This is a genomic window from Bacillus sp. WMMC1349 (genome assembly GCF_013155385.1).
GTDB lineage: Bacteria > Bacillota > Bacilli > Bacillales > Bacillaceae > Bacillus.
Genome location: NZ_JABJUQ010000007.1, coordinates 821,060 through 845,000, shown reverse-complemented (window position 1 = coordinate 845,000; position 23,941 = coordinate 821,060). Strand labels below are relative to the sequence as shown.

25 protein-coding genes, 1 rRNA gene and 1 pseudogene (1 of these 27 only partly in view) are annotated in these 23,941 nt (G+C 39.3%); 7 read left to right on the top strand and 20 right to left on the bottom strand.

What is annotated here, in order from left to right; genetic code table 11:
- Together HOO54_RS06660 and HOO54_RS06655 are read right to left on the bottom strand one after the other, a co-directional pair.
- Window positions 1-803, bottom strand: a 16S ribosomal RNA gene (locus tag HOO54_RS06660); it reaches 747 nt to the left of the window's first position.
- A 254-nt stretch (window positions 804-1,057) separates the two neighbouring features.
- Window positions 1,058-1,936, bottom strand: coding sequence for a nucleotidyltransferase-like protein (locus tag HOO54_RS06655; RefSeq protein ID WP_172293611.1), 879 nt, complete (start codon window positions 1,934-1,936; stop codon window positions 1,058-1,060).
- Between the two features lie 222 nt (window positions 1,937-2,158).
- On the opposite strand from HOO54_RS06655, the gene HOO54_RS06650 reads away from it, so the two are divergent.
- Entirely contained in the window at window positions 2,159-2,539 is a 381-nt protein-coding gene (locus HOO54_RS06650; protein WP_172293609.1) for a YgzB family protein, read from the top strand.
- Window positions 2,540-2,556: 17 nt separating this feature from the next.
- On the opposite strand, the gene perR is transcribed toward HOO54_RS06650, so the two are convergent.
- Together perR and bcp are read right to left on the bottom strand one after the other, a co-directional pair.
- The gene (gene perR / locus HOO54_RS06645; RefSeq protein WP_172293607.1) at window positions 2,557-2,994 is read right to left on the bottom strand and encodes a peroxide-responsive transcriptional repressor PerR; all 438 of its coding nucleotides are present in this window, start codon (window positions 2,992-2,994) and stop codon (window positions 2,557-2,559) included.
- A 269-nt stretch (window positions 2,995-3,263) separates the two neighbouring features.
- Window positions 3,264-3,737 (bottom strand): thioredoxin-dependent thiol peroxidase, encoded by a 474-nt coding sequence (gene bcp, locus HOO54_RS06640; protein WP_172293605.1) that lies wholly within the window; start codon window positions 3,735-3,737, stop codon window positions 3,264-3,266.
- Between the two features lie 150 nt (window positions 3,738-3,887).
- Between bcp and HOO54_RS06635 the strand changes: the two genes are divergently transcribed.
- Entirely contained in the window at window positions 3,888-5,186 is a 1,299-nt protein-coding gene (locus HOO54_RS06635; protein WP_172293603.1) for a glutamate-1-semialdehyde 2,1-aminomutase, read from the top strand.
- Between the two features lie 215 nt (window positions 5,187-5,401).
- The gene (locus tag HOO54_RS06630; protein WP_172293601.1) at window positions 5,402-6,472 is read left to right on the top strand and encodes an FUSC family protein; all 1,071 of its coding nucleotides are present in this window, start codon (window positions 5,402-5,404) and stop codon (window positions 6,470-6,472) included.
- A gap of 213 nt (window positions 6,473-6,685) precedes the next feature.
- Here HOO54_RS06630 and HOO54_RS06625 read toward each other — a convergent pair whose 3' ends face one another.
- The 10 genes and pseudogenes from HOO54_RS06625 to fabL all read right to left on the bottom strand — a co-directional run bounded on the left by HOO54_RS06625 (window position 6,686) and on the right by fabL (window position 16,133).
- The gene (locus HOO54_RS06625) at window positions 6,686-7,564 is read right to left on the bottom strand and encodes an ABC transporter permease (RefSeq protein WP_172293599.1); all 879 of its coding nucleotides are present in this window, start codon (window positions 7,562-7,564) and stop codon (window positions 6,686-6,688) included.
- Between the two features lie 3 nt (window positions 7,565-7,567).
- Complete coding sequence (locus tag HOO54_RS06620; protein ID WP_172293597.1) at window positions 7,568-8,569, bottom strand: ABC transporter permease; 1,002 nt, start codon at window positions 8,567-8,569, stop codon at window positions 7,568-7,570.
- A 22-nt stretch (window positions 8,570-8,591) separates the two neighbouring features.
- Entirely contained in the window at window positions 8,592-10,175 is a 1,584-nt protein-coding gene (locus HOO54_RS06615) for an ABC transporter substrate-binding protein (RefSeq protein ID WP_172293595.1), read from the bottom strand.
- Entirely contained in the window at window positions 10,172-11,128 is a 957-nt protein-coding gene (locus tag HOO54_RS06610; RefSeq protein ID WP_172293593.1) for an ABC transporter ATP-binding protein, read from the bottom strand. Before HOO54_RS06610 ends, HOO54_RS06615 begins: the two co-directional genes overlap by 4 nt.
- Window positions 11,118-12,095: an ABC transporter ATP-binding protein gene (locus HOO54_RS06605; protein ID WP_172293591.1), complete on the bottom strand. Its 978-nt coding sequence runs from the start codon at window positions 12,093-12,095 to the stop codon at window positions 11,118-11,120. The genes HOO54_RS06610 and HOO54_RS06605 overlap by 11 nt, the downstream gene beginning before the upstream one ends.
- A gap of 129 nt (window positions 12,096-12,224) precedes the next feature.
- Window positions 12,225-13,967: an ABC transporter ATP-binding protein gene (locus HOO54_RS06600; RefSeq protein ID WP_172293589.1), complete on the bottom strand. Its 1,743-nt coding sequence runs from the start codon at window positions 13,965-13,967 to the stop codon at window positions 12,225-12,227.
- A gap of 65 nt (window positions 13,968-14,032) precedes the next feature.
- Complete coding sequence (gene ntdP, locus HOO54_RS06595; RefSeq protein ID WP_172293587.1) at window positions 14,033-14,563, bottom strand: nucleoside tri-diphosphate phosphatase; 531 nt, start codon at window positions 14,561-14,563, stop codon at window positions 14,033-14,035.
- 147 nt (window positions 14,564-14,710) lie between these two features.
- On the bottom strand, window positions 14,711-14,968 hold the full coding sequence (locus HOO54_RS06590) for a YgaB family protein (RefSeq protein ID WP_172293585.1): 258 nt from the start codon (window positions 14,966-14,968) through the stop codon (window positions 14,711-14,713).
- Between the two features lie 180 nt (window positions 14,969-15,148).
- A pseudogene (locus HOO54_RS06585) lies at window positions 15,149-15,298 on the bottom strand (gamma-type small acid-soluble spore protein); the annotation flags it as partial.
- Between the two features lie 82 nt (window positions 15,299-15,380).
- On the bottom strand, window positions 15,381-16,133 hold the full coding sequence (gene fabL / locus HOO54_RS06580) for an enoyl-[acyl-carrier-protein] reductase FabL (RefSeq protein WP_172293581.1): 753 nt from the start codon (window positions 16,131-16,133) through the stop codon (window positions 15,381-15,383).
- Between the two features lie 87 nt (window positions 16,134-16,220).
- Between fabL and HOO54_RS06575 the strand changes: the two genes are divergently transcribed.
- A complete protein-coding gene (locus HOO54_RS06575) occupies window positions 16,221-16,445 on the top strand; it encodes a hypothetical protein (protein ID WP_172293579.1) in 225 nt (74 codons plus the stop codon).
- Between the two features lie 25 nt (window positions 16,446-16,470).
- Here HOO54_RS06575 and mutY read toward each other — a convergent pair whose 3' ends face one another.
- Entirely contained in the window at window positions 16,471-17,556 is a 1,086-nt protein-coding gene (gene mutY / locus HOO54_RS06570) for an A/G-specific adenine glycosylase (RefSeq protein ID WP_172293577.1), read from the bottom strand.
- A 210-nt stretch (window positions 17,557-17,766) separates the two neighbouring features.
- Between mutY and HOO54_RS06565 the strand changes: the two genes are divergently transcribed.
- Complete coding sequence (locus HOO54_RS06565) at window positions 17,767-18,750, top strand: metal-dependent hydrolase (protein WP_172293575.1); 984 nt, start codon at window positions 17,767-17,769, stop codon at window positions 18,748-18,750.
- On the opposite strand, the gene HOO54_RS06560 is transcribed toward HOO54_RS06565, so the two are convergent.
- The 4 genes from HOO54_RS06560 to HOO54_RS06545 form a co-directional block, all read right to left on the bottom strand.
- Window positions 18,747-21,323, bottom strand: a complete 2,577-nt coding sequence (locus tag HOO54_RS06560) for a YfhO family protein (protein ID WP_172293573.1) — start codon at window positions 21,321-21,323, stop codon at window positions 18,747-18,749. The two genes, HOO54_RS06565 and HOO54_RS06560, sit on opposite strands and share 4 nt — an antisense overlap.
- Window positions 21,320-21,721: a GtrA family protein gene (locus tag HOO54_RS06555; protein ID WP_172293571.1), complete on the bottom strand. Its 402-nt coding sequence runs from the start codon at window positions 21,719-21,721 to the stop codon at window positions 21,320-21,322. Before HOO54_RS06555 ends, HOO54_RS06560 begins: the two co-directional genes overlap by 4 nt.
- Window positions 21,690-22,649 carry a glycosyltransferase family 2 protein gene (locus tag HOO54_RS06550; protein WP_172293569.1) on the bottom strand — a complete coding sequence of 320 codons (960 nt, stop codon included), beginning with the start codon at window positions 22,647-22,649 and terminating at the stop codon, window positions 21,690-21,692. The genes HOO54_RS06555 and HOO54_RS06550 overlap by 32 nt, the downstream gene beginning before the upstream one ends.
- Before the next feature lie 205 nt (window positions 22,650-22,854).
- Window positions 22,855-23,124 (bottom strand): YfhJ family protein, encoded by a 270-nt coding sequence (locus HOO54_RS06545; protein WP_172293567.1) that lies wholly within the window; start codon window positions 23,122-23,124, stop codon window positions 22,855-22,857.
- Between the two features lie 127 nt (window positions 23,125-23,251).
- Between HOO54_RS06545 and HOO54_RS06540 the strand changes: the two genes are divergently transcribed.
- Complete coding sequence (locus HOO54_RS06540) at window positions 23,252-23,401, top strand: small, acid-soluble spore protein K (protein WP_172293565.1); 150 nt, start codon at window positions 23,252-23,254, stop codon at window positions 23,399-23,401.
- A 48-nt stretch (window positions 23,402-23,449) separates the two neighbouring features.
- A complete protein-coding gene (locus tag HOO54_RS06535) occupies window positions 23,450-23,596 on the top strand; it encodes a YpzG family protein (protein WP_375335825.1) in 147 nt (48 codons plus the stop codon).
- 29 nt (window positions 23,597-23,625) lie between these two features.
- Here HOO54_RS06535 and HOO54_RS06530 read toward each other — a convergent pair whose 3' ends face one another.
- A complete protein-coding gene (locus HOO54_RS06530) occupies window positions 23,626-23,940 on the bottom strand; it encodes a YfhH family protein (protein ID WP_172293561.1) in 315 nt (104 codons plus the stop codon).
- Between the last annotated feature and the right edge of the window lies 1 nt (window position 23,941).

Genomic DNA, 23,941 nt, shown 5'->3' with positions numbered 1-23,941 from the left:
GTATCTAATCCTGTTCGCTCCCCACGCTTTCGCGCCTCAGCGTCAGTTACAGACCAGAGAGTCGCCTTCGCCACTGGTGTTCCTCCACATCTCTACGCATTTCACCGCTACACGTGGAATTCCACTCTCCTCTTCTGCACTCAAGTTCCCCAGTTTCCAATGACCCTCCCCGGTTGAGCCGGGGGCTTTCACATCAGACTTAAAGAACCGCCTGCGCGCGCTTTACGCCCAATAATTCCGGACAACGCTTGCCACCTACGTATTACCGCGGCTGCTGGCACGTAGTTAGCCGTGGCTTTCTGGTTAGGTACCGTCAAGGTACCGCCCTATTCGAACGGTACTTGTTCTTCCCTAACAACAGAGTTTTACGATCCGAAAACCTTCATCACTCACGCGGCGTTGCTCCGTCAGACTTTCGTCCATTGCGGAAGATTCCCTACTGCTGCCTCCCGTAGGAGTCTGGGCCGTGTCTCAGTCCCAGTGTGGCCGATCACCCTCTCAGGTCGGCTACGCATCGTTGCCTTGGTGAGCCGTTACCTCACCAACTAGCTAATGCGCCGCGGGTCCATCTGTAAGTGGTAGCCGAAGCCACCTTTTATGATTGAACCATGCGGTTCAATCAAGCATCCGGTATTAGCCCCGGTTTCCCGGAGTTATCCCAGTCTTACAGGCAGGTTACCCACGTGTTACTCACCCGTCCGCCGCTAACCTTTCGGGAGCAAGCTCCCTATGGTCCGCTCGACTTGCATGTATTAGGCACGCCGCCAGCGTTCGTCCTGAGCCAGGATCAAACTCTCCATAAAATGGAGTGCAGATTAAGTTCGTCACTTGTGACGACATCTGCCCTGACTTGCACTAAATGTGCTTTTTTATTTCTTGAATTAACAGGTACGTTTTGTCTTGTTTAGTTTTCAAAGATCATTTCCACCTCTCAAAGAGGCGACTTTATTAATATAACATTTTCAAACTGAAGTGTCAAATGTTTTTTTCGCCGCTGTTGTTTTCAGTGAAAACTGATACTGTAACAGCGACGTATAATAATATATCACTATTATAATTAAGAGTCAACATCTTTTTTAACAAAATATCCTCTATGAAATATTTTTTGTCCCTTTGTTTCAATCGCCTTTACGCCTACAATGTTCTTTTCTGTTAAAAACTCTAGAATAACCCCGAGATCAGTACTGAAATATTTAAGTTCAGGATGTTGGAGTAGTTCGGCAAACTGCCAAACCGGCTTTTTATTCATGACACCAAGAAGATGAGCAGCTCCAACTTCTGTTTTTGAATGAATAAGAAAATCACTAGCAAGAAATAATAATTCCAGCCTTTTTTGCAAACTTTCATTGCTCTCAATTAGTTCCTTATATAGTTTATAAATTTGCGGCTCCATATGGCGAACCTGATTCCAAACCGTTACCTCTGGATGGAATCCTTTATCTATCACTTCAATTCTAGCTAAATGATGAAGAGCGTGCGCGATAGAATTATACGCATCTAGGAATTGATCATCTTCAAAAAATGATTTTCCTTCTATATATCTTCTAATTAACTTTCCATACTCAAGACCAATTTTTAATTTTCGTTCAGGAAACGGAAAAGTATTGAGTTGTTCTATCAGCTTTGCAATGTATTCGTTTCGATCAAATAAAACTTTTCCATTAAGAATCCAATCGATAATTCTTCTGTTTGTACCAAGCAATGTCCATTCTTGAAGCTGTTCAACAGTAATAATTTGAAGAGAAGCTATTTGACCATTAAACTCATAATGCTTCACAAATACAGGCTCTTCAGCTTTATTGACGATGACCAATAATGCCGCATCAAAATTTTCTGTTGCAGATGAGGTTTGGTTTCTCCTCTCAATGATCATAACAGCTAAAGTATCAGGGCAGCTTGCTTTTTCTTGGTAAATCGGACGGAGAAGATTTTCCATCACCATTCCTCCAATACAAATATAAAATACGTTACTTCAAAAAATGCTCCTCTTTTTTGTTTCTATTTCTACGAACCAGTAAAAACTCCTTTTTTTCCAAAATACATTGAACTATTATAATCAATTTCCCCAAAACTCTCTATAAAATTTTTCTCATTTCACTCTTTTTTATTAAAGAATATCACATCTTGGTTATGCTATATTAGAGACAGGGGGATGGATATGGCGAAATATTCTAGTAAAATTAACAAAATCCGAACATTCGCGCTTAGTCTTGTGTTTCTCGGTTTCATCACGATGTACATCGGAATATTTTTTAGGTCTTCGATGTTGTTGATGTCGGTGTTTATGATCTTGGGAGTTTTATCAATTATATTAAGTACAGCTGTCTATGTTTGGATTGGTATGCTGTCAACAAAAGCTGTTAAAGTGATTTGTCCAAATTGCGAACAGCCGACCAAAATCTTGGGTCGGGTTGATATGTGTATGCATTGTAGAGAACCTCTGACATTGGACAAAGATCTTGAAGGAAAAGAATTCAATGAGTCATATAACCAAAAAGCATCAATAAAAACTAAAGCCCAACAAAAAGCTGACCGTTAAAAAGCGGCCAGCTCTTTTTAATGGCTTTCTGTTTTGTCACATTCCTTGCACAACCCGTAAATTTCCAGCCTATGGTGACTGACTTTAAATCCCGTTACATGGGAAGCTAGCTGCTCAACTTCGTCAAGACCTGGATAATGAAAGTCGACAATTTTTCCACACGATTCACAAATGGCATGATAGTGCTCTGTGGTAACAAAATCGAAGCGGCTTGAGGAATCACCATATGTTAATTCTTTTACGAGCCCTGATTCTTTGAAAACCCGCAAATTATTATATACTGTAGCAACACTCATATTGGGAAATTTCCCTTCCAATGCCTTATATATTTCATCTGCAGTTGGATGTGACATCGAATTCACGAGGAATTCAAGAATGGCATGACGTTGAGGAGTAATGCGAACCCCGGTTTCCTTCAACGCTTCCAAAGCTTCTTTTAGGTTATGTTCAGCCATCGTCATGCACCTCTCTTCTAAAAGAAATTCTTACATTATAATGTTTATAATTAGTGTAACTCCTAAAAAGAAATTTTGTCAATTCAAATCCTAGTTTCCAATAGATGGCTGACCATAAATGAAGGGGGTTTTCAGTAAGTAGTGTGGATAAAATTAGGAAGTTGCTCGCTTTCCGCGGGCGAACCGCGAGCTACCTCGGAGCTCGCCTGGCTCGTTGTTCCCGATAGGAGTCTTGCAATTCTTCTAATCCATGTTGTAAAGGACTTTTTTTATTCACCACATATTTCTTTTAATGTTTGCAGAGCCTCTTTTACATGATCTTTTACTTTTACTTTACGCCACTCTTTAATAAGACGACCTTTTTTATCAATTAAAAAAGTAGAACGTTCAATACCCATGTATTCTTTGCCAAAATTCTTTTTTAGTTTCCATACATCAAATTGTTTTGCGAGTTTGTGTTCATCATCGACAAGCAACAAAAACGGCAGGTTGTGCTTTTTTTTGAATTTCTCATGTTTTGCTTGATCATCAGGGCTGACTCCGATAATGACGGCTTCAAGTTCTGCAAAATTTTCATGATGGTCTCTGAAGTCACAGGCTTCAGTCGTACACCCTGGTGTCATATCTTTCGGATAAAAGTAAAGGATGACATACTTTCCTTGAAAATCTGACAGTTTTATTTTTTCTCCATCGTCACCGAATAATTCAATATCACATATGTTTTGTCCAAGTTCAACAGCCATTGTTTTGCCTCCTGTTTGTTTACTTGCTTTTCTTTCATTATAAATAACAATTTCTCTCCATTCAATGAAACTGCTGAATTCACGTTACATGCTTCTCTTTTGACATCATGGTACAATATAACAATAGACAGATGAAAAGAGAGGGATATTATGCAATACACACAATCTGAGAAACTTCATGAAGAAGCTCTCCATCATATAGTCGGAGGCGTCAACAGTCCGTCCAGATCATACAAAGCGGTTGGTGGGGGATCACCTGTTGCAATGGAAAGAGCAAGCGGTGCTTATTTTTGGGATGTAGATGGCAATAAATACATAGATTATTTAGCAGCTTACGGTCCGATCATAACAGGGCACGCACACCCCCATATTACAAAAGCCATTCAAAGAGCGGCAGAACACGGCGTACTTTATGGGACGCCGACAAGACATGAAGTGACATTTGCGAAAATGCTCAAGGAAGCCATTCCTTCATTAGATAAAGTTCGATTTGTGAATTCAGGTACAGAAGCTGTCATGACGACAATTCGTGTTGCTCGTGCTTATACCGGTCGGACGAAGATTATTAAATTTGCTGGATGTTACCACGGTCATTCCGATCTTGTGCTAGTTGCAGCAGGCTCAGGTCCTTCAACTTTAGGAACTCCAGATTCAGCCGGTGTTCCAAAAAGCATTGCTCATGATGTGATCACTGTGCCTTTTAACAATATTGAAAGCTATAAAGAAGCACTTGAAAAATGGGGAGATGAGGTAGCAGCAGTGCTTGTCGAACCAATCGTAGGAAACTTCGGAATCGTTGAACCGAAAAAGGGGTTCCTTGAACAGGTAAATGAACTGTCTCATCAAGCAGGAGCTTTAGTTATATATGATGAAGTCATCACCGCTTTCCGATTTATGTATGGCGGAGCCCAAGACCTTTTAAATGTTAAGCCTGATTTAACGGCACTTGGCAAAATTATCGGCGGCGGACTGCCAATTGGTGCATATGGAGGAAGAAAAGACATTATGGAGCAGGTCGCACCACTTGGACCTGCCTATCAAGCCGGCACAATGGCTGGAAACCCTGCCTCCATTTTATCAGGCATCGCTTGTTTAGAAGTGTTAAAAGAAACAGGAACATATGAAAAACTGGATCATCTCGGGGCAATGCTTGAACAAGGCATTTTAACGCATGCAAAAACGCATGGCATTAACATAACGATCAATCGTTTGAAAGGTGCCTTAACAATCTACTTTACCGATGAAAAGGTGGAGAACTATGAGCAAGCTGAACGTTCAGACGGCCAGATGTTTGCTTCATTTTTCAAATTGATGTTAGAACGCGGCATCAATCTTGCACCTTCTAAATATGAAGCATGGTTTATCACAATTGCTCATACTGAAAAAGACATAAAAGATACATTAAAAGCTGTAGATGAATCATTTAAACAATTGAAACATCGGGTATGATAAAGGGGGCGGCACAGCTCCCTTTTTTATCAACACGAAGGATAAGGCACCTTTAGGTCCGAGAGCATTTTTGACAATGGTTTGTTTTTTATAAAAAATAGTTGAATATTTGCCGATATCACTGTATATTACTTTATTGTTTGGCAAAATCTCGAGAGAGAGCATTTTCTGTAAAGAATGAATTTAACAATAGAAAGGAATGCTATTACAACCTAATGAAACTTGGTGCCCGTATTTTTAAAACAGGCATTGCAATTACACTTGCACTTTATTTGGCCTCATGGATCGGTCTGCCAACTCCGGTTTTTGCCGGAATCGCAGCTATCTTTGCAATACAACCGTCGATTTACCGTTCATTTTTAACGATTGTTGATCAAGTCCAAGCAAATATTATTGGAGCAACAATTGCGATTATCTTCGGGCTTGTTTTCGGACCTAGCCCAATTATTATTGGATTAACGGCAATTATCGTCATCACAATCAATTTGAAATTAAAAATGGAAAATACAATTTCAATTGCGCTCGTTACCGTCGTTGCCATATTGGAAAGTTCAGGAGACAATTTTTTGATTTTTTCTTTGATCAGAACCGGAACAGTCATTTTAGGGGTTCTATGTTCATTTTTGGTCAATCTGGTTTTTCTGCCACCTAAATATGAAACAAAACTTGTCAATCTCATCGTTGAAAACACAGATGAGGTGATGAAATGGATTCGTCTTTTAACACGAAAAACAACAGAACATTCTATGCTAAAAGAAGATATCGAAAAACTGAAAGAGAAAATGACGAAAATCGATTACCTTTATTTGTTGTACAAAGAAGAAAGAAGCTATTTTAAAAAATCTTCGTATGTAAAGTCAAGAAAACTTGTCCTATTCAGACAGGCGATTATCGTCTCCAATCGTGCGCTTGATACACTGAAAAAACTGCATCGTCTTGAAAATGACTTTTATCATATGCCAACAGAATTTCAAGAAACACTGGTCGAAGAACTTGATTTTCTCTTGCATTGGCATGAGCGAATCCTGATGAGATTCGTAGGCAAGGTTAAAACACATGATGCACACGAGCATCATGAAGAAGGAATGATTTATAGACAGCATTTAACAGAATCATTTCTAAAAAGTCAGCCCACATTAACAGAAGATTTATTAGACTACAATATGTTAATGATTATGGCGAGTGCTGTGGAGTACCGTGAACAACTTGAGCATTTAGAAACATTGATCTCAAGCTTTCAAACCTATCATCGTCAAGACAGCGAATTGGAGGTTGACGATGATTAGGTCAACAGAGGGCTGTCCAGTAAGTCAATTTTTGACTATTGGACGCCCTTTTCATGTTTAACAAACGGGAGTGAATAAAAATGGAGGAATTTGCTCGCTGTTCCCAGTTCCCGCAGGAGTCTCGCAATTCCCCCTGATTCATGGCTGATAACAAACTAGCACCAATCTCTAATTGTAAGTTTTTAATAATTTCACTCTTTTCGGACAGCCTTTTTATTTGCCCTCTTTCATTCTTGGATCAAGTGTGTCCCGCACTCCATCGCCTAGCAAATTAAAACCAAGTACCGTCAACATAATCGATATTCCTGGAAAAAACAAAGTCCATGGAGCCTGTGCCAAATAAGGTCTGGCATCAGCAAGCATTTTACCCCATTCAGGATTTGGTGCTTGTGCCCCCAATCCTAAAAATCCGAGCGCTGCTGCTTCAATAATTGCTGTTCCGATATTAAGTGTGGCTTGAACAATAATTGGCGCCATACTGTTTGGAAGAATATGTTTGATCATCATTCTTGAATTGGACATCCCGATTGCTTTTGCTGCCAATACATATTCTTCTTCTTTAATGCTAAGCACCCGTGAACGAACAAGCCTCCCAAACGTTGGGATATTAATGATTGCAATTGCAATCAGCGCATTTTGAAGTGATGGACCGAGAATGGCGACAATGGCGATCGCCAACAAAATACTTGGAAAGGCAAGCATAATATCAAAAATTCTTGAAATCAGTCCGTCTACCCATTTACCATAAAAACCAGCAATCAGTCCTAAAAGTGTTCCTGCAACAGCTGAACCTAAACACGAGAAAAACCCCACCCAAAGAGATAGCCTCGCACCATAAAGCACTCTGGAAAAAATATCCCGACCAAAATCATCTGTTCCAAATAAGTGCTCAGTTGATGGTCCGGCAAGTCGATCTGCTAATGATTGATCATTTAAACCGTAAGGAGCGAGCACTGGAGCAAAGATCGCTAACAGCACGAACAAGGCGACTAAAATAGCACCCGCTGCTGCCAAGTGATGTTCAAAAAAACGCTTTACGCTTGAGCGGGTGACAGCTTCATTCTGTTTTCGGAGTACAGCCAGATTCTCCACCTCCTAATATTTAATTCTCGGATCAATAACAGCGTATAGAAGATCAACAATAAAATTAATCAGTACAAAAATGACAGCGATGACAAGAATGCCTGACTGGATAACGGGATAGTCCCGATAACTGATGCCATCGTAAATATAACGTCCAATACCAGGCCATGCAAAAATCGTTTCCGTCAAAATGGCCCCGCCAAGTAAAAGTCCGGTTTGCAATCCAATGACCGTCAGGATCGGGATAAAAGCATTTTTCAAGGCATGTTTGTAAATAATCAAATACGTATGAATACCTTTTGCTTTTGCTGTACGAATATAATCTGATTTGAGAACATCAATCATACTTGTTCTGGTAATCCTTGCAATGATGGCAGCTGGAATAGTAGCAAGGGCGCAGCCAGGTAAAATCAAATGACGAATTGTTTCAACAAATTGATCAAGTCTCCCTTGAAATAATGTATCGATCGTATGGATGTGGGTGATGGCTTCTACTGGATTTCTGACATTTTCTCTTCCGGTTGTCGGTAGCCAGCCAAGTTCAATCGAGAAAAACCATTGCCCCATTAATCCAAGCCAAAAGATCGGCATTGACACACCAACTAATGCAATGAGCATAGCAAGATAATCAAATACCGAATTTTTAAACCAAGCGCTAATGATTCCCGCGTTTACCCCAATGAACACAGCGATCACCATAGCAAAAGCAGCCAGCTCAAGAGTCGCAAATAAGTAAGGCTGAATTTCTTTTGTGATTGCCGCTCCTGTGCGAATCGAAGTACCCAAATCTCCTTTTAACAAATCTCCAATATACTTTCCATATTGGCTATACCAAGGTTGATCTAATCCGAGCTGAATGGTCAGCTGTTCAACCGCTTCCTTTGTCGCCCTTTGCCCGAGAATGACCTGAGCTGGGTTTCCCGGAATTAAACGTATAATTGAAAAAACAACCAAAGTCATGCCAATTAAAACAGGTATCAACATACAGATTCGTTTGAAACAGTATACAAGCAATAACTGTCACCACCTTATGAAACTATTGAAACTCGACACTTGATAAAACTTCATTTCCTGTCGGATGGGGGACATAACCTTTTATATTACTTGCGCCTGCCAAGATCGGTGTTGAATGGGCGATCGGTATCCATGGAGATTCATCATGAACAAGCTCCTGCGCTTTTTGATAAAGCTCATTTCTTTTCTTCTGATCAGGGATTGTCTGAGCTTTTATCAATATATCGTGAAGTTCATCATGACTGAAATACGTATAGTTATTGCCGCCGATATTATCCTTATCAAGCAAAGTATAGATAAAGTTATCAGGGTCTCCATTATCTCCTGTCCACCCCATTAAAAATGCATCAGCTTCACCTTTACTTACTTTGTCTAGATAAGTCGCCCAATCATACGTGACAATTTGTGCTTGAACACCAATTTTCTCAAAGCTTGATTGAATCACCTCAGCAATTTTCATTCCATCTGGCATATATGGTCGCGGCACAGGCATCGCCCATAGCTTCATTTTAAACCCGTTCGGATAGCCAGCCTTTTTCAAAAGCTGTTTTGCTTTTTCCAGATCATATGGATAAGGCTCGATGTTGTCATGATAGCCTTCAAGCGACGGAGGAAGGGGATTTTTCGCTGGCTCGGCAAGACCGCCATAAAATGAGTCAATGATAGCCTGTTTGTCAACAGCATGATTTAACGCCTGACGGACTAACTTATTGTCAAAGGGTTTTCTGATAGTCGTTAATCCAAGGTAGCCCACATTCATTGATGGTCTTTTGAAAATCTTTAACTGCTTATCTTCTTTTATCCTTTCAATATCTGCTGGATTCACACCATCCATCAAATCGATTTCCCCAGTTTTTAAGGCATTGAGCCGCGCTGAATTTTCCGGGATGACTCGGAAAATAATCCTTTTCAATTTTGGTTTTTCTCGATCCCAATAGTTTTCATTTTTCTTAATCACGATTCTATCGTTAGCCTTCCATTGAACAAATTGATATGGACCTGTGCCAACAGGATGTTTTCTAAAGGTTTCCCCATATTTTTTTAGTGCCGCTGGACTTGCGATTCCAAATGCAGTCATGGCAAGATTTTTTAAAAATGGTGCCTGTGGACGTTTTAAAATAAACTGAATTTTATGGTCATCAAGTACTTTGATTTCTTTAATGACATGTCCCTCATCTTTTTTATAACCTCCAAACATCCCATAGTAGGGGAATTTTTCCTCATCACCATTCATCCACCGTTCAAAATTGTATTTGACAGCTTCTGCATTAAAATCTGTTCCATCATGGAATTTCACACCTTTTCTCAGTTCCAGTGTGTATGTTAGACCGTCATCTGAAGCATCCCACTTCACAGCAAGGCCCTTTTTAAGAGTTGTATCCTGCTCACCGTAATTCAGCAATGTTTCAAATAAATTGATCGTTACTTTAAATGCTTCCCCTTCGGTTGCTGTAATTGGATCAAGTGAAGTCGAATCACCGCCTCTTCCAAAAATAAGCGTATCTCTTACACGTTTTGATTCTTCGTCTTTTCCAGAACAGCCGATCAAAAAAATAGCGATAAACAGTAACAAGCTCAAACTTTTCAACCAATGCCTTCCCTTCATCTGTTCTCCCCCCTGTTAATAAAATGGCATGCAACATAATGACTTTCCGACACTTCTTCGAGCAAAGGCTTTTCATCCTTGCAGATCGCTTCCCGCTTGTGACATCGTCCATAAAAGGGACATCCCTTTTCACTTGTACTAGGATCGTCATTATGAATTAACAGTTCAGCCGCTTCTCCTTTCCCAATAACCGGTACAGCAGCAAGAAGTATTTCTGTATATGGATGCTTTGCCTCAAGAAACAAACTGTGTGTATTAGCCATTTCAACAATTTTCCCCAAATACATCACAGCTACCCTATCACTTATATAGCGAACAACACTAAGATCATGAGAAATAAACAAGAAAGTTAGTTCAAATGCTTCTTTTAAATCGGCTAAGAGATTCAAGATTTGCGCTTGAACAGAGACATCAAGTGCAGAAACAGGTTCATCAGCAATAATCAATTTTGGTTTTGTAATGAGTGCTCTGGCAATTCCAATCCTTTGCCTCTGGCCACCGCTAAACTGATGTGCATAGCGCTCACCATAAGAAACATCCAGACCGACTAACTCCAACATAGAGCGGACAACTTCTTTTCTTTCTGCCTTTGTTCCTAGTTTATGGACAATCAATGGCTCTTCTAAAACATCTTTCATTTTCATACGCGGATGAATAGATGCATATGGATCTTGAAAAATCATTTGAAACTGACGGCGCATTCTTCTTACTTCCTTTGCCCTCTGTTTTGTGAGCTCTTGATCTAGAAATGTCACATTTCCTGATGTCGGTTTGGTCAGCTGTAAAATCGACTTCCCCAAAGTTGATTTACCACAGCCTGATTCTCCAACAATCCCAAGTACCTCTCCCTTTTTAACGGAAAATGAGACATCATCGACAGCTTTTATCATCTTTTTTCGTGATACATGATAATACTTTTTTAGCTGGCTGATTTTTAATAATTCATGATCCATGGTGTCCTCCTTCCTCTTCAAAAAGAAAGCACCTCACAGAATGACCATCTGTCAGTCTGCTTAAACATGGTTCTTCTTGTGTACAACGCTCGAATTGATGGGGGCATCGCGGAGCAAACATGCAGCCTTTTTTTATTGTTCCTGGTTGAGGTACTTGCCCTTCAATTGAAGATAATCGCTTCGATTTGTCAGTGAATGCGGGAATTGAGGCGAATAATCCTTTTGTATAGGGATGTTTTGGATTTTTAAATATAGTTGTAACACTGCCTTTTTCAACAATGCGGCCAGCATACATGATCATCACCCGTTCACATGTATTGTAGACAACCCCAAGGTCGTGGGTAATGAGGAGAATCGCCGTATTAAATTTACGATTTACTTTTTTCAAAAGAGAAAGGATTTGGGCTTGGATGGTAACATCAAGTGCGGTTGTCGGTTCATCGGCAATAAGTAGTTTCGGTTCACAAATCAATGCCATCGCAATCATGACCCGCTGTCTCATTCCACCGGATAGTTCGTGGGGATATTGCCTCATCAACTGAACAGGTCTTGGAAGGCCAACAGTTTCCAGCATCTGAACGGCTTGGTGATTTGCAGATTTTTTGGGAATTCTCATATGGCTGGAGAGTGCTTCTGTCAGTTGATCACCAATGGTGAAAAGAGGGTTAAGAGAGGTCATCGGCTCTTGAAAAATCATCGCTGCATCTTTGCCACGCATATTTCGCCATTCTTTTTCTGATTGGGTGAGAAGATCCTTTCCACCAAAAAGAATTCGTCCTGTAGTGTTCGTATTGGCATTCAGCCCCATCAACGCTAATGAAGTAACGCTTTTGCCACAGCCCGATTCCCCAACGACCCCCATAATTTCCCCTTGTTCAAGCGTAAATGTTACACCTTCCACAATCGGAATATCTGATGTTTTTTGTGAAAATGAAATAGATAAATCTTTAACATCTAGTAATTTCACTTATCCACCCCCTAGCACGTATTTTTTAAATTGTATTTAGACAACCTAGGAAATATGTACGAAATGTGACATAAACAAAAAACCCAACCTTCGTTGATTGTCACGTAAACGAAAGTCAGGCTGCCCTAGTTAGCTTAGTTTTTGAATGGTGAATAACTGTTTATAATGGCTATCTCGGCTCATTAACTCCTGATGTGTTCCGATTTCAGCAATCTGGCCATTTTCAATTAAGACAATTTTGTCTGCATGCGTAATCGTAGACAATCGATGGGCAACAACAAAGGTCGTCCGATCTTTTGCTAACTTTTCCATCGCATCCTGAATATAGTGCTCGCTTTCTAAATCGAGTGCTGAAGTAGCTTCATCCAAAATTAACAATGGCGGGTTTTTTAAGAAAACCCTCGCAATTGAGATCCGCTGTTTTTGACCACCTGAAAGCTTGACACCCCGCTCCCCAACTTTTGTATCATATCCATCAGGAAGCTCCATGATAAAGTCGTGTGCATATGCCGCTTTAGCTGCTTCAACAATTTGTTCCATCGGTGCCTCGGGATTGCCAATTGAAATGTTGTCACGGATCGATTCACTGAACAAAAAAGTGTCCTGTAACACCATGCCGATTTGATTTCTTAAGCTCCGTGCCTGGTAATCACGGACATCGATCCCATCAATATATATGTTCCCGCCAGTGACATCATAAAACCTCGGAATCAGGCTGACAAGTGTAGATTTTCCGCCTCCACTCATCCCAACAAGTGCAATCGTTTCCCCTTGTTCTGCTCTTAAGGAAAGCTGTTGCAAAATGTTTTCGTTTGTTTTTTCATATTGAAATGAGACATTTTTAAACTCGACAATGCCTTGTAACTGCTTAACTTTTATTGCATCCGGTTTATCTTTTAATTCATAAGGTTCATCAATAAATTCAAATATTCTGTCCATGGAAGCTATTGATTGGGTCAATGTTGTAGACGAATTAATGAGACGCCTAAGCGGATTGTAGAGCCGTTCGATATAGCCGACAAATGCAACCATTGTACCTACTGAAAGGGACCCGTGAATAACCTCATATCCGGCAACAGTAATAATGATTAGCGGAGCAAGATCTGTTATCGTATTCACAACTGCAAATGTTTTGGCATTCCAAGTCGTATGACTGATCGCTTTTCCAAGAAAATTCCCATTCTCTTGATTAAACTGTTTTTGTTCATAATCTTCAATAGCAAAACTTCTAATCACCGGCATTCCCTGAACCCGCTCATGAAGGTGTCCTTGCACTTGAGCTAAAGCCTGAGAACGCTCACGTGTTAAAGTCCTGAGTCTCGTATAAAAATATTTAACAGCCAAACCGTAAAGCGGAAACAAGATAATCGATATCAAAGTCAATTTGACATCCATCACCATCATGATGATGATGGCAATAAAAATTGTCATCACATCAAGCCACACATTCATCAGCCCAATAATAACAAACTCTTTTGTTTGCTCAACATCGTTGATCACCCTTGAAATAATTTCCCCAGCCCGATTATTTGCGTAAAACTTAAGGCTTAATTTTTGAAGATGGGAAAAAAGCTTATCTCTAATATCAAACAGCACTTTGCTCGCTGTCCATTGGGCGAAATATTGACGATAATATTCTACAGGTGGACGAAGCAGCAAAAAAATGGCGAACATAACCGCCATTATGATAAATAAAGATGATGTTTTTTCCTGTGCCGTTCCATTTCCCTGAACGATGTCATCTACCACATATTTCAGAAGAAGCGGGATGATAAGCGGAATAGAAAATTTCACCATACCAATCAGAACCGTCAACACGATTTTCCATCTATAAGGTTTCACAAATTCCATATAACGTTTGATAACACCCACACATCATCCCCCCTTATTATTTAGTGCAGGTACAGTACAAAAAACCTGTTGAAGCTCAACAGGTTTTATTTTGAATAATAAAGATACCGCTCATACCACATATCAATAAACTCCGGTGCAAACGGGCCTTTTCTTTGATGAATCCAATGCAGTAATGTGTTGAGATGAGCTTTTAAGATGCCGTCTATTACCTTCGGATAATTCATGGCCACTTTATGATCCGCATATTCATCCTCATCAAGAATATTGTAAGTCATATCTGGAAAGACTTTCACATCGAGATCATAGTCGATGTATTTAATTGCCTCATCATCTAATGCAAACGGAGAACTGATATTGCAATAATAATAGACACCGTCATCTCGAAGCATACCAATGACGTTAAACCACTGATTAGCATGGAAATAACAAATTGCAGGCTCTCGTGTCACCCATGTCCGGCCATCTGATTCAGTGACCGTTGTCCGGTCATTAGCGCCAATAATGGACAATTTTGTTGCTCTTAAAATTGTTGTTTCATTCCATATCCGATGAAGTTGCCCATTGTGCTTGTAACTATGAATTTGAATGGTGTCTCCTTCCTTGGGAAAGCCCATGTTTCTCCCCTACTTTCTTTACAAAGCCTAACAAGTCAGTGTGTCACTTCGCCTGTCCGACATTCTTTTATATATTATAACGTCTGAAATTGAAAAATGAAAATAAAACAGCCACTCCCATCAGGAATGGCCCCTTTTAAAAAAGTATCATGGGGAAGACGCGGTTTCAATTTGTTGATAAACTTGGATGACCTGCTCCGTTTGCTTTTGAAACAAATCCTGAATAACAGCAAGATCTTTCCGCTTTTTGGCAATGGTTTCTTGAATGGATACAAGCTGAGCCTTTTTTTCAAGACTGAGCAGTTCTTTTTCGATTTCTTGGCATCTTTCAATTTCCTCTTGGAGAAATAACAGTTGATCCATAATTTGCATCTGACCCTTTACCAAATTCTCAAATTTCGGCATTCATATCCTCCCATTCTTTGCTCTACTCCATTTATTTCCTAAGTATCAATTCCCTATACATTTTAAAAGTCCTTTGACTGATTCTGCCTAAGTAAGAGAAGTTTTGTCGTTTAAAAAGAAAAAAGGCCTCCAAAAAGTCAGATCACTAACTTTTTGGAAAGCCCTTTTGTATTTCGGTGATTAGCTGTTTTGTTGTTTGTTTTGCTCAGCTTGCTGGTTTTGTTGTCTTACTTTCTGCACATTTGTCTCACTGGCAAATTCAGTGCCGAATTGACCTTGATGTGCAGAAGCTTGGTTTTGCTGTCTTACTTTTTGGACGTTTGTTTTGGATTGTTGGTTAGCCATTGTATATCACCTCCACGACCATTAATTTGTGCAAGCAGGTGATATTTATTCACTCATTTAAAAAAAATTAAACAAGCAGGGAACGGCCTCCATCAATAATAATCGTTTGTCCACGTATCATATCCGCTTTTTCTGAGACTAAAAACTCGATTGCATTGACCATATCTTCAATTTCAACCATACGGCCAGCTGGAGTGTTTTGTCGGGCATCCTCAAGCAGAGTTTCCCGGTTTGGAAAATGTTTCAATGCGTCTGTATCAATTGCTCCACCAGATACAGCATTGACGACAATATTTTTACGAGCAAGCTCAACCGCCAAATACCTTGTTAAAGATTCAAGTGCTGCCTTGGAAACACCGACTGTTGTGTAGTTTTCCAAATAACGGATAGAACCGAGTGAACTGAGACTGACGATATATCCTCCACCCGTTTTTTCCATCAATTTCGCAGCTTCTTGTCCACAAAATAACAAAGCTTTAGCATTGATATTCATTGTCCAGTCCCAATGGCTTTCTTCAAGCTCCATAACAGGACGCAATACACCTGATGCAGCATTATTAATAAACACGTCAAGTCTTCCAAAAGATTCCTCAATTTGTTTAAACATTTCTTTTATTTTGGCCGGTTGTCCAACATTTGCTTTAACAACAAGGACTTTTACACCTCGTTTTTCAATTTCTTCAGCTGTTTCCAAAGCGGCTTTTTTGCTTCTTGCATAGTTAATTACGATATTATAACCATTTTCAGCAAGCCGAAGAGCAACAGCTTTTCCGACTCCACGGCTACTTCCTGTAATAAGTGCACATTTTCTTTGTTCCATGTTCATTCAACCCCTACTGATTTGTATAGTAATTTTAAGTTTGTTAAACAATAAACATCATCGATTATGAAAAGGAGGCTTCAACCTATGTATGTCGGACGAGACATAAGTGAACTTGACCACACTCCTAAACATGAATGGAAAAATACAGAACTTCTTTTTTTTCACCATGCTTTTCAGCAACTAATGCCTTTTTTAAATCAAGAAGGGCATGCTGAATACCGGGAAGTTATTGAAGAAATTGAAGCTAGAGGCGGTTTGCACCGCCAGGAAGCAGACTATACTCACGGTACCCAAATTCAGTATGACTAATGGGCAGGATGCACAGCCTGACTGCCTATTTCATATACATATTCCATATTTTTTGATGAGAAACAGGGAAAGCATACTGTTTAAGCTCAGCTTTCGTTACCTTTTTTAAATAAGTGTGATCGGGTTTATTGACCACTTTCCCGAAAAATACAGAGATGTTCCAGACAAGGTGTGTAAAGACATGTTCGACAACCCCTTGGAGTGGGCCAATTTCAACGGTGATTCCGGCTTTTTCTTTTAAGAAAGTAGCGAGCTGTTCCCGTTCATGTTTCAAACCTTTTTGCGTTTCTGTATTAGGAAACTCCCAAAGGTTAGCAAGAAGACCGGATTCGGGTCTTTTATGGATATAAACATATCCTTCTTCATCTGTTAAAACAACAGCGGCAAGACTTTTCAATGTCGGTTTTTTCTTTTTACTTTTGACAGGGAGTTCTTGTTCACAGCCTTCTTCAAAAGCTGAACAATGCTCACGGACTGGGCAAAGCAGGCAGGACGGAGATCTTGGAGTACAGATAATCGCACCGAGCTCCATCAGTCCCTGATTGAATTCAGACGGTTTTTCCGGTGCCATAAAGGCTTCCACAACTTTTTCAAAAATTGTTTTTGTTTTCGGCTTTGCGATATCATCCCAAATCGAAAGGATTCTTGCCATGACCCGCATCACATTACCATCTACAGCAGGTACTGGCTGATTGTAAGCAATACTCAAGACAGCTCCCCTTGTGTAAGGACCGACACCTTTTAAACTGCCAAATTCCTCTTTTGAAGAAGGCACAACTCCTCCATATCGTTCATGGACTTCCTTGACTGCGCTCTGTAAATTTCGAACCCTTGAATAGTATCCAAGTCCTTCCCATGCTTTCAGTACTTTTTCTTCGTCAGCTTCAGCAAGTTCCTTAATGGTCGGAAATTCCCCAATGAAATTTTCAAAATATGGGATCACCGTATCCACTCTTGTCTGTTGCAGCATCACTTCTGAAACCCAGACTTTATAAGGATCATTGTTGGCACGCCAAGGGAGGTCTCGTTTTTCTTTTTCATACCAAGATATTAAATCTTTTTGAAACTTTTTTATATTTTTTTGCTCTAATTTCATTTCCATATCATTCATAAAACGTCTCCTTGACATTTACATGTATACGTTTGTTATTTCGGCTTTTTGTTGTAAACTAAATGCATATACGTTAACATGTTACATTAAAAGTGAGGAAAGAAAAAGTGTTAAACTCATCCTTGCCTCGACGCAGGTACTCAAGCATCTCACACGACGTGAGAGTATTTAGCTGAGTTTCCTTTATAACACCATTACGGGAGGTCACCAATGGATACTGGTACACACGTTGTCATGGGCATCGCGCTTGGTGGAATCGCAACTTTAGATCCCGCGGTCGGACTGGATTCTTCAATGACTCAAGCGGTTATGATTGCGACAATCGCTGGCTCTCAAGCTCCTGACATCGATACGATATTAAAACTTAAAAATAACGCTGTTTATATAAGGCATCACAGGGGAATTACACATTCTATCCCCGCTGTCCTTTTTTGGTCATTGATGATTCCAGGTATTTTATTTTTGTTTTATCCTGAAGCAAACCTGTTTCATTTGTGGCTATGGACGTTAGCTGCAGTGGCATTTCATGTGTTTGTCGATATTTTCAATGCATATGGTACTCAGGCAATCAGACCTTTTTCAAGAAAATGGGTAGCGCTCGGTTTGATCAATACATTTGATCCATTCATCTTTATAAGCCACCTTGTCGGAATCGCCGTCTGGCTAGCTGGATTCCATCAAGGGTATACTTTTGTGACCCTTTACATTGTACTCACCGGCTATTACTTACTTAGATTCATCATGCAAAAGAGGATCAAAAAAGAGCTTTATGAGCGGATCAATGATATCGAAGAAATCATCATATCACCTACAATGAAATTTAGACAGTGGCGTATTGCTGTTCAAGCAAAATCAGCCTTTTATGTCGGAAGAAGTATTGACGGAGATGTTGTGATCATCGATACGTTCAACAGAGTCCCTGTTCCAGATTCATCTGTCATGAGGGCGGCGAAACAAGATAAGAATATTTCTGCTTTTTTATCTTTTTCACCAGTCTACAAATGGGAAATCGATACTTATCAAGATCATTACCAAGTCCGCTTTATTGACTTAAGGTACCGGAGCAAAGGGCATTATCCGTTTGTAGCCATTGCCCGTATTGACCGGGATTCTTTAGCATTAATCTCATCCTATACAGGATGGATTTTCAGTGAAGAAAAACTACAGAAGAAATTAAAGCTTGGCTCTATTTAAAAGCCAAGCTTTCTTTTTCTCATACTGTACCATATTCCGGCAGCAAGACTGATGATCGTCACAATGGAAGTTTCTTTAAAATATGGCGGGTAATAAACGAGCTGAATGTCGTTTTCCCCTTTTTCAAGGTTAAAACCGATAAATGAGTAATTCGCTTTTTGAACGGCTTGCTTTTGTCCATTCACAGTCACTTCCCAACCTTTTTCATATGGGATCGGCAGTACCATATAGCGGTCACTGTTTTTATTATCAAGACTGATCGACAATTTATTTCGCTCCCAATTCATTTTCGCAGTTGATGCAGTTGAAAGGGTCGCTTTTTTTAAAGTTTGATAATCTTCTTGATAAAGCTTCACGTTTTTTAGGGCATATTCTCCTTTTGGAAGCCTGATGGAAATCTTTTCTGCTTTTGGCACTCTAATTGTTAAATCATAGATTCCTGTTTTATAAATGGACTGATTTGATTTTCTTGAAGTGACATAATCATTCACTTGCAAATTAAAAAACTGGTCTTTGGCAAGGCTTTTTAAATAAAAATGAACATAATAGTCACCCTCAGCCACAATCGTTTTGTCAGGGATCAAATCGATTCCGCCTTTTTCTGCAGAAACATTGAGCACATCGTTTTTATAGCTAGCTCCCTTTGTTTTAACCTTTGTCCCTTTAAACAGATCAGAAACTTGCGGAGGTTTCACTTTTTCATCAGGGTTTTCCAGCACAATTCCTTCAAGCATGGCATGCTCTCTAGCCAAAACAGGTTCCTTATTTAAGTCCTTTTCAGAAAAAACGGTCTTTGCTGTGCGAACAAACGGCAGTATGTGCTTGTTTTTGTAGACGACATAATGTTCTGACTCAGTCATTTTCTCAAATCCATATGGAACATCATCTTCATTCTTTTTTTCTGTCATATAATATTTCCCATACAACAAGCCATAAAGATTGGCACGGTCACCCATTGTCGCATAGCGGCTGACACTTTCCCGTCCCATATCAATTTCAAGGTCTTTCCAATAAAACAACAATAGATTTTGATTTAGAATACTCGAATACACACTAAAGCCATTAAAATTTTGGATCAGTGGTGTATTGTTGCGCACGCCATTCATCCAGTCAATCCTTGTGTAGGGATCAGCACCATCATCTTTTTTGATTTTTTGCAGGAGTGCACGCTGTTCTTCACCATCATATTCATTGCTTGTCAAATAATGTTTGGAAACAGACTGAATATCGCTTCCCTCTGACAAAACATATTGTTGATACATATTGGCAACTAAAATAGCCGTAAATAAAATACAACCGTGTAATAGAAGGTGTGTTTTCTCATAATTTATCCTAACAATGATAAAGATTATAATGGTTACAAATAGTAAGATCAATATCCTCCAGTTCATCACCACAGATAAATCAACTTCTTTATCGTGGATGTTCACAAAGTATAACAAAAGAACGAGCAAACTTGAAAACACAATTTCTTTTCGCTTCATCTGTTTAAACTGGCTGAGACCTGCTGCCACAGCGCCCCCTATCGTAAAACTCAGTAAGTATTCAAAACGATTCTGAGGTGCAGAAAAACCGTTAAATGCGCTGGCCGCTAGCGGACTGAAGTGAAGCAGCATAAGCAAACCGCTGATTGCAGCAAACAGACAAAATGTTTTGTTTTTATAAAATGACAAAACAAAGAGAAATAACAAAAAGATGGCCGGAAGCAAAATCGTACGGCTAGAGAACAAAATGTTGTCAGTAAAATCGTATAGTTCGATCGGCTGATCATAAGCTGGCCGCAAATTGTTTAAGAAGCCATACACTGCAGGTACAAATGAAACAGCACTAATCCCAAACGAAATCAGGCATGAGATAGCAAATATTCGAAATTGGATCCGCCTTGTCTCCTCTTTGCCAAGGCGAATCAACCAGCGGAATAGCACATAGATCACAATAAAAAGTAAATTGATATATGCAAAATAAAAATTATTAAAAAGCGTTATTGTACAGGCGGTGATAAACAGCCCAGGACGTTTTTCTCTAATAATTTTTTCCGCGCCTCCTACTAAAAGAGGGAGCCATAACATGGCATCACTAAAAAACTCCCAAAACACGGTATGCCGAAAATAAATAATGGATATACCGTATATGGTAGCACCTGTAAATGCGGCCAGCTTGTTTTTGGTCATATACAGAAAAACAAAGGTAGTGATCAAGATGATCAGTGCAAGTTTGATGACGCTAATAAAAACAGCCGCTTGCGCCCAAAACAGTGTATCAGCAGGGCCGGCTAACGACAATAATTGCATGAAAAAAACAACAACAATAGAAGCGATAAACACAAATGATGTCGTAAAATAATAGCCAAGCTGACTGTAAATTCCGCCCCCTAGACCAAACGAATATGAATAAAACAAATGACCGTTTTGATACTGTTCATACAGAAATGATTTAAATATAACCATTTGCGCAATGCCATCGCCATTTCCCGTCATATAGCGACCATTTGCCCATTCAGACAAAAAGAAGGAATGGGCGGCAATAGAGAGTGCCAAACTAGAAATGACAACTAAACATACTGTTTTTTTCATACGTTTCCCCTGTCTCGTTTTAAAATCTTCCCTGTCAGTAAAAATGTCAGAGGAACAGTTAAAAACATAGATGCTAGCGGAGCCGACGCACTGTTCATTTCTAGAAAATTTACAAAACAATAAACAAACAAAGAGGAGGCACTCAAGTTAAACAATTGCGTTAACGGGAATTGTAAAAATTTTGCCAATGTTGGTTTGATTTTAAATGTAAAGTAACAATTTAAGAAAAATGAAATGACTAGACTGACAAGAAACCCGACAATATGTGAGACCATATAATTGATATGTAGTAAAAAATGTAACAACAAATAAACGACATAATAATTTAATGTGTTCATGACCCCAACAATTGCAAAGCGTATAAATTCAAAGTTGATTTTTCTCATGAGTTTCTCCATGATCGATTTTTGCCTCCTGAATTAAATAATGAGGACGCTTTTTCGTTTCATAGTAGATTCTCCCAATGTATTCTCCAATGATCCCGAGACTGAGCAGTTGAACACCGCCAAGAAACAAAACCGCTGAGATGATTGTAAAATAGCCTGGAACAATAACACCATATTTTAAAATGCGAATAAAAGTCGCAATAATATAGAGCAGCGACAAGAAAAGGATAAATAATCCAGCATAAAAGCATATACGGAGCGGTTTATTGTTAAATGAAACGACACCATCGATCCCATAGTTGAGCAAGTGACGGAATGACCATTTCGATTTCCCGTTTTTTCTTTCGACATTTTCGTAATAAATGACTTTTTGATCAAAACCTATCCAACAAAACAGTCCTTTTGAAAAACGATTTCCTTCGCTGAGCTTCAGCAATGCATTGACAGCTTTTCTGCTTAAAAGTCGAAAATCACCGACACCATCCCGCAAATCTACTTCCACTGCATTGTTAATAAATCGGTAATAAAGTGAAGACAGGTAGGAGCGAATCGGATTGTCTCCTTTTCTGTTCCGCTGAGCGACTACTTGGTCATAGCCTTCTTCAAATCCTTTGATAAAATCATGGAGAAGATGAGTAGGATGCTGTAAATCTGCATCCATGACAACGACAGCATCACCCTTAGCATGTTGAACTCCCGCAAGAATCGCCGCTTCTTTACCAAAATTTCTTGAGAATGAAATATATTTCACCTGTTGACTTTTGTTTGACAAATCTTTAATTTCATCTAAAGTATGATCTGTACTTCCATCATTTATGTAGTAAATTTCATAATCATAATTAATGGACTTAAATTCATTTGTTAATGATTCATAAATCAGTTTAATATTACTTGCTTCATTATAGGAAGGAATAATAATTGAAATGAATCCATTCTTCACTTAAGGCACCTCTTTTTGGACATAATAAAATGGCATCCGATTAACGGATACGTTTATGTGCATACCGATTTTCAGCAAAAGGAAGTCTTTGGGCATGCGGTACTATTTATTTTGTCATTATATCAGACATCTATAATAAAGTGGTAAAATATGATATAACCTATTGATGAAGAATATGGTTATTCACCTCATAATGACTCTTTTATTAATGTAAAAGCCTATTACCTATAGTGAATAGTTCTTTAAAAGATGCTTGATCACTCTGAAATAAATGCAAATGGCTGCCATTATCCTCTATCCATTCTAATACCACACGTTCTGTTAATTCTTTTCCTTGATAAGAGTAACCCGCTTTAGCAAAAGTTGCTTCAAAATCCTCCCACAAATGCTCAACCCATGTTCTGGCTTGGTTATAACTAAGCATATGGTTTTTTGCAAGGAGTGCATTGGCGAGTTTTTCAAAATGTATGTCCACCTTGATTCTCCCTCCTTTAGTTAGGAAAAAACTTTCTTAATGAAAACAACAGCGATTTCATATAATAACATTACGTCTTCTCACAAGAAGACGCAAACATTTTGGACTTGATTGGAGGAGCCTGTATATGCGGAATAAATCAAGGGGCTTTCCAAATATGAACAACAACAAATTTGAAGGTGAGCCCCGGGCCAAAGACGATTTCGCTTCAAAGCGTCCAGACGGAAGCATCAATACTCATCCACAAGAAAGAATGAGGGCTTCTGGAAAGCGCTAATTTTCTAAAGATGGAGTGATTGTTTTGTGTGCAAACCGCAAACCGTATATGAACGATTTTAATCAGATGAAAACGGAAAACTTTCCACAGCCATGGGCCAACACGAAACACGCTCGCGCGCAGGTAAACGGTGAGACACAGCAGACACAGGACCTCATTATTCTCCAGCGCAATACACGAATTCGTACCAGGTAGTTCCTCTAGAAAAGGGTTAAGCTTTTGTCTTAATCCTTTTCTTTTAATAAAGAAATGGGTAAAGCCTCTTCATGTTCGGGTGACGAAAGGCGATAACCCCAAGCGAAAACCCCGTTTAAATAACGAATTTGAAACTGTTCTTTCGTATCGGCAATTTCATACATAACTTCAGTTTTAAAATCAGCTGGATCAAGAAGATATGCCTTGGCAACCGCAATTTTTCGTTCGTGAACAGCAAGTTCATTGACAATCCCCATTTGCTCTGCTTTTCTTGCCTTTTCCGTCAGTTTGCTGATTTCACTTTTAAGTTCGTGTTCTGACATTTCGCTATATCTTGTTTGCATC

Coding starts and splice junctions, on each gene's coding strand:
- HOO54_RS06590 (WP_172293585.1), bottom strand. CDS start 14,968: ATGCCGAAATTTGAGAATTTGGTAAAGGGTCAGATGCAAATTATGGAT.
- HOO54_RS06530 (WP_172293561.1), bottom strand. CDS start 23,940: ATGCAAACAAGATATAGCGAAATGTCAGAACACGAACTTAAAAGTGAA.
- perR (WP_172293607.1), bottom strand. CDS start 2,994: ATGGCTGAACATAACCTAAAAGAAGCTTTGGAAGCGTTGAAGGAAACC.
- HOO54_RS06535 (WP_375335825.1), top strand. CDS start 23,450: ATGAACGATTTTAATCAGATGAAAACGGAAAACTTTCCACAGCCATGG.
- HOO54_RS06630 (WP_172293601.1), top strand. CDS start 5,402: ATGAAACTTGGTGCCCGTATTTTTAAAACAGGCATTGCAATTACACTT.
- HOO54_RS06635 (WP_172293603.1), top strand. CDS start 3,888: ATGCAATACACACAATCTGAGAAACTTCATGAAGAAGCTCTCCATCAT.
- HOO54_RS06575 (WP_172293579.1), top strand. CDS start 16,221: ATGTATGTCGGACGAGACATAAGTGAACTTGACCACACTCCTAAACAT.
- HOO54_RS06615 (WP_172293595.1), bottom strand. CDS start 10,175: ATGAAGGGAAGGCATTGGTTGAAAAGTTTGAGCTTGTTACTGTTTATC.
- HOO54_RS06560 (WP_172293573.1), bottom strand. CDS start 21,323: ATGAAAAAAACAGTATGTTTAGTTGTCATTTCTAGTTTGGCACTCTCT.
- HOO54_RS06540 (WP_172293565.1), top strand. CDS start 23,252: ATGCGGAATAAATCAAGGGGCTTTCCAAATATGAACAACAACAAATTT.
- fabL (WP_172293581.1), bottom strand. CDS start 16,133: ATGGAACAAAGAAAATGTGCACTTATTACAGGAAGTAGCCGTGGAGTC.
- HOO54_RS06610 (WP_172293593.1), bottom strand. CDS start 11,128: ATGGATCATGAATTATTAAAAATCAGCCAGCTAAAAAAGTATTATCAT.
- HOO54_RS06565 (WP_172293575.1), top strand. CDS start 17,767: ATGGATACTGGTACACACGTTGTCATGGGCATCGCGCTTGGTGGAATC.
- bcp (WP_172293605.1), bottom strand. CDS start 3,737: ATGGCTGTTGAACTTGGACAAAACATATGTGATATTGAATTATTCGGT.
- HOO54_RS06555 (WP_172293571.1), bottom strand. CDS start 21,721: ATGGAGAAACTCATGAGAAAAATCAACTTTGAATTTATACGCTTTGCA.
- HOO54_RS06650 (WP_172293609.1), top strand. CDS start 2,159: ATGGCGAAATATTCTAGTAAAATTAACAAAATCCGAACATTCGCGCTT.
- ntdP (WP_172293587.1), bottom strand. CDS start 14,563: ATGGGCTTTCCCAAGGAAGGAGACACCATTCAAATTCATAGTTACAAG.
- HOO54_RS06655 (WP_172293611.1), bottom strand. CDS start 1,936: ATGGAAAATCTTCTCCGTCCGATTTACCAAGAAAAAGCAAGCTGCCCT.
- mutY (WP_172293577.1), bottom strand. CDS start 17,556: ATGAATGATATGGAAATGAAATTAGAGCAAAAAAATATAAAAAAGTTT.